At 71.0% G+C, this 4,008-nt stretch carries 4 protein-coding genes and 1 pseudogene; 2 read left to right on the forward strand and 3 right to left on the reverse strand.

Annotation, left to right across the window (positions count from 1 at the left end; translation table 11 throughout):
• Window positions 1–45 precede the first annotated feature (45 nt).
• From pth to GH736_RS18685, 3 genes are all read right to left on the reverse strand, one after another.
• On the reverse strand, window positions 46–675 hold the full coding sequence (gene pth / locus GH736_RS18675; protein WP_159606033.1) for an aminoacyl-tRNA hydrolase: 630 nt from the start codon (window positions 673–675) through the stop codon (window positions 46–48).
• A 118-nt stretch (window positions 676–793) separates the two neighbouring features.
• Window positions 794–1,429 carry a 50S ribosomal protein L25/general stress protein Ctc gene (locus GH736_RS18680; RefSeq protein ID WP_159606035.1) on the reverse strand — a complete coding sequence of 212 codons (636 nt, stop codon included), beginning with the start codon at window positions 1,427–1,429 and terminating at the stop codon, window positions 794–796.
• A gap of 223 nt (window positions 1,430–1,652) precedes the next feature.
• The gene (locus GH736_RS18685) at window positions 1,653–2,180 is read right to left on the reverse strand and encodes a gluconokinase (protein WP_159606037.1); all 528 of its coding nucleotides are present in this window, start codon (window positions 2,178–2,180) and stop codon (window positions 1,653–1,655) included.
• A 138-nt stretch (window positions 2,181–2,318) separates the two neighbouring features.
• On the opposite strand from GH736_RS18685, the gene gndA reads away from it, so the two are divergent.
• Both gndA and GH736_RS24675 read left to right on the forward strand, forming a co-directional pair.
• The gene (gene gndA / locus GH736_RS18690; protein WP_159606039.1) at window positions 2,319–3,782 is read left to right on the forward strand and encodes an NADP-dependent phosphogluconate dehydrogenase; all 1,464 of its coding nucleotides are present in this window, start codon (window positions 2,319–2,321) and stop codon (window positions 3,780–3,782) included.
• Between the two features lie 37 nt (window positions 3,783–3,819).
• A pseudogene (locus tag GH736_RS24675) lies at window positions 3,820–4,008 on the forward strand (hypothetical protein); the annotation flags it as partial.

Raw genomic sequence — 4,008 nt, forward strand, 5'->3', positions numbered from 1 at the left:
CGCAGCGGCGTCACCGCGGCATCCGTCGCCGCGGCATCCGTCGCCTCAGGCGGGCGAGTGGAACCGCTGCTGCGCCGCCACGAGCCCGTGCTCGACGATCGCCTCGACGGCGTCCGCGGCATCCGACAGCAGGTTCGGCAGCGACTGCCGCTCGGTGCCCGAGAAGTCCTTCAGCACGAAGTCGGCGGCGTCCTGCCTCCCCGGAGGGCGCCCGACGCCGACGCGCACGCGGATGAAGTCGCCGTCGTCGGTCGCCTTCGACACGTCGCGCACGCCGTTGTGGCCGCCGTGTCCGCCGCCCTGCTTCAGGCGCACGGTGTCGAACGGGATGTCGAGCTCGTCGTGGAGCAGCACGAGCCGGTCGGCGGGCAGCGAGTAGTACTTGAGCAGGGCCGACACCGGGCCGCCAGACGTGTTCATGAAGCCGTTCGGCTTCGCGACGACGAGCTTGGGGCCACCGGGGCGGAGGAACCCCTCGGCCACGCGTGACGGCGTCTTGTGCGTCTTGAAGGTCGCGCCGAGGCGCCCCGCGATCTCGTCGGCCACCATCTGGCCGACGTTGTGCCGGTTGCCGGCGTACTGGGCGCCGGGGTTGCCGAGCCCGACCACGAGCCAGGTGTTCTCGGACACGGCGTCGTCCTTCCGGCGGGCGCGCCATCGGTCCAGGAGGCCCATTGGCGGCTCCTTCCGGACGGCGCGGATACGAACAGGGAAAGGGAACGGGGCCCGCGGCCCGCAGTCCGAGAGTACCCGGATGCGGCGCCGCAGGCCCCGTGCGCGTGGTGCGCTGAGGTTACTCGGCCGACTCGGCCTCGGCCTCGTCGGCGGGCGCCTCGGCCTCGGGTGCCTCGGCGGCGGCGGCCTCGGCGGCCTCCTCGCCCAGGTCGACCTTCTGGGGCACGTGCACGAGCACGACGAGGGCGTCGGGGTCGCTCACGAGGGTCGCGCCCTTGGGGAGCTCGACGTCCTTCGCGTGGATCTGCGTGCCCTCCTCGAGGCCCTCGATGGAGAGGACGATGTTCTCGGGGATGTGCGTGGCCTCGACCTCGAGCAGCAGGGTCTTGGCGTCGAGGTCGGCGATGGTGCCGGGGTACGACTCGCCCTCGGTGTGCACGGGGACCTCGACCTGGACCTTCTCGCCGCGCTTGATGACGATGAGGTCGATGTGCTCGATGACCTGGTGCACCGGGTCCTTCTGCACGTCCTTCACGAGCGCGATCTGGCTCTTGCCCGAGATCTGCAGGTCGAGCACGGCGTTCGCCTTGCGGATGAGCAGCGCGACCTGGTGGCCCGGAAGGGTGAGGTGCTGCGGCTCGGTGCCGTGGCCGTACAGCACGGCGGGGATCTTGCCGGCGGCGCGGATCTTGCGCGCCGCGCCCTTGCCGAACGTCTCGCGCGCGTCGGCGACGACCTTGTTGTCCTGCTCCATGGTGGTTCTCCTTGCGGGCTCGCGGCCCAGATCGTATGTCTGTCGTTTCGACTCGAACGCGCAGCATCTGACATGCGCTGGTGCGTGAGGAAACAGCCGTGAAGCCTGGTTCCACCGCGTCGATCACGGATGCCCCGCCCGCCGCTCTCGCGGACGAACCGGGCCTCCCTCGCCGAAGTTGTCAGGCCCGCCGCGCGTGAACGCGGAAGACCAAGGGGAGAGTCTACCAGTCCGACTCGAGCGCCGCGATCGCGCGTTCCACGACCTCGTCGACGGGTCCGATGTTCTCGATGCGGACGCCCTCCTCGTCGTCCGCGAGCGGCTCGAGCGCGTCGAGCTGCGAGGCCAGGAGGGCGGCGGGCATGAAGTGTCCGGCGCGGTCGCGGACCCGCTCGCCGAGGTGCTGAGCCGGCACCACCAGCTCCACGAACACCGCGGCCGGGCACGCGTCGCGGATCGCGTCGCGATAGGAGCGGCGCAACGCCGAGCAGGCGACCACCACGCCGGCATCGCCCGCGGCGAGCGCCTCCCCCACGAGCCGCAGCCAGGGCCACCGGTCGTCGTCGTCGAGGGGCACGCCGCTGCGCATCTTCTCGACGTTCGCCGCGGGGTGCAGGTCGTCGGAGTCCACGAACGCCATTCCCGGGAACCGAGTGCCGAGGCGATGGGCCAGCGCCGCTCCGACGACCGACTTGCCGGAACCACTGGGCCCCATGACGACGACCCGGGGCGGGTTGGCTGAGGCGCTCATGCGTTGCAGGCTAGCCCAACGGCGGACGCGGCATCCGGCCGCCGGCGCAGCGGCGCTCCCTCACTGCAACAGCGCGCAACGGTGAGCCCCGCTCACAGTACGCTGGAGGCGACCCCCGAACCCACGAGGAGAACTTTCGTGCCTGAAACCGGATCAGCAAACATCGGCGTCGTCGGACTCGCGGTGATGGGGTCGAACCTCGCCCGCAACCTGGCGAGCCGCGAGGGCAACACCGTCGCCGTGTTCAACCGCTCCCCCGAGCGCACGCAGACGCTGACCAGCGAGCACCCCGAGGCCGGCTTCGTGGCCGGCGAGAGCTACGACGACTTCGTCGCCTCCCTCGCGAAGCCCCGCACGGCGATCATCATGGTGCAGGCCGGCAAGGGCACCGACGCCGTCATCTCCGAGCTCGTCAAGCGCTTCGAGCCGGGCGACATCATCGTCGACGGCGGCAACGCGAACTTCCACGACACGATCCGCCGTGAGGCCGAGATCGCGCCGACCGGCATCCACTTCGTCGGCGCCGGCATCTCGGGCGGCGAGGAGGGTGCGCTCAAGGGCCCGTCGATCATGCCCGGCGGCTCTGCTGAGGCCTACGAGACGCTCGGACCGATCCTCGCGTCGATCGCCGCGGTCGCTCCAGACGGCGAGCCGTGCGTCACGCACGTCGGCACCGACGGCGCCGGCCACTTCGTGAAGATGGTGCACAACGGCATCGAGTACGCCGACATGCAGCTCATCGCCGAGGCCTACGACCTCATCCGCCAGGGCACCGGCAAGTCGCCCGCCGAGATCGCCGACATCTTCGCCGAGTGGAACGACGGCGAGCTCGAGAGCTACCTCATCGAGATCACCGCCGAGGTGCTCCGCCAGACGGATGCCGCGACCGGCCTGCCGCTCGTCGACGTCATCCGCGACGAGGCGGGCGCCAAGGGCACCGGCGCGTGGACCGTGCAGAACGCCCTCGACTTGGGCGTTCCCACCTCCGGCATCGCCGAAGCCGTGTTCGCGCGCAGCCTCTCGTCGAAGCGCGCACAGCGCGAGGCGGCATCCGACCTGCCCGGCCCCTCGGGCGAGTGGAAGGTCGCCGAGGCCGACGTCGACGCGTTCATCGAGGACGTCCGCCGCGCGCTCTACGCGTCGAAGATCATCGCCTACTCGCAGGGCTTCGATGAGATCGTCGCCGGGGCCGAGCAGTTCGGCTGGGACATCCACAAGGGCGACATCGCCAAGATCTGGCGCGCCGGATGCATCATCCGCGCCCGCTTCCTCAACCGCATCGCCGAGGCGTACGCCGAGAACCCCGGGCTCGTGGCGCTCGTCGTCGCACCCTACTTCCGCGACGCCGTCGCGGGCACGCAGGAGAGCTGGCGGCGCATCGTCGGCATCGCCGCGCAGGCCGGCATCCCGACGCCCGCGTTCTCGTCGTCGCTCGCGTACTACGACGGCCTCCGCGCGAAGCGCCTGCCCGCCGCCCTCATCCAGGGCCAGCGCGACTTCTTCGGCGCGCACACCTACCAGCGCGTCGACAAGCCGGGCGTGTTCCACACGCTCTGGTCGGGCGACCGCTCCGAGATCGAGACCACGCCCTCGTCGCACTAGTCACGTAGTCTGGACGGACCAGACGAGGGGCGAGCGGATGCCGGAACCGGCGTGGCGGAATGAGGGCACCGAGCCCGACTACCGCTTCACGCTGGCCAACGAGCGCGACGGGGATGTGCGCGTGGACCAGTCCGCCGGTGGACACGTCGAAGAAGTCGGCCCCGGCCTCCTCGGCCCAGCGGGCGACGGTCGCGGTCTGCGCCTCGTCCCAGCCGCCCTCGGTCCA

This window comes from Agromyces humi (assembly GCF_009720255.1).
Taxonomy (GTDB): Bacteria; Actinomycetota; Actinomycetes; order Actinomycetales; family Microbacteriaceae; genus Agromyces; species Agromyces humi.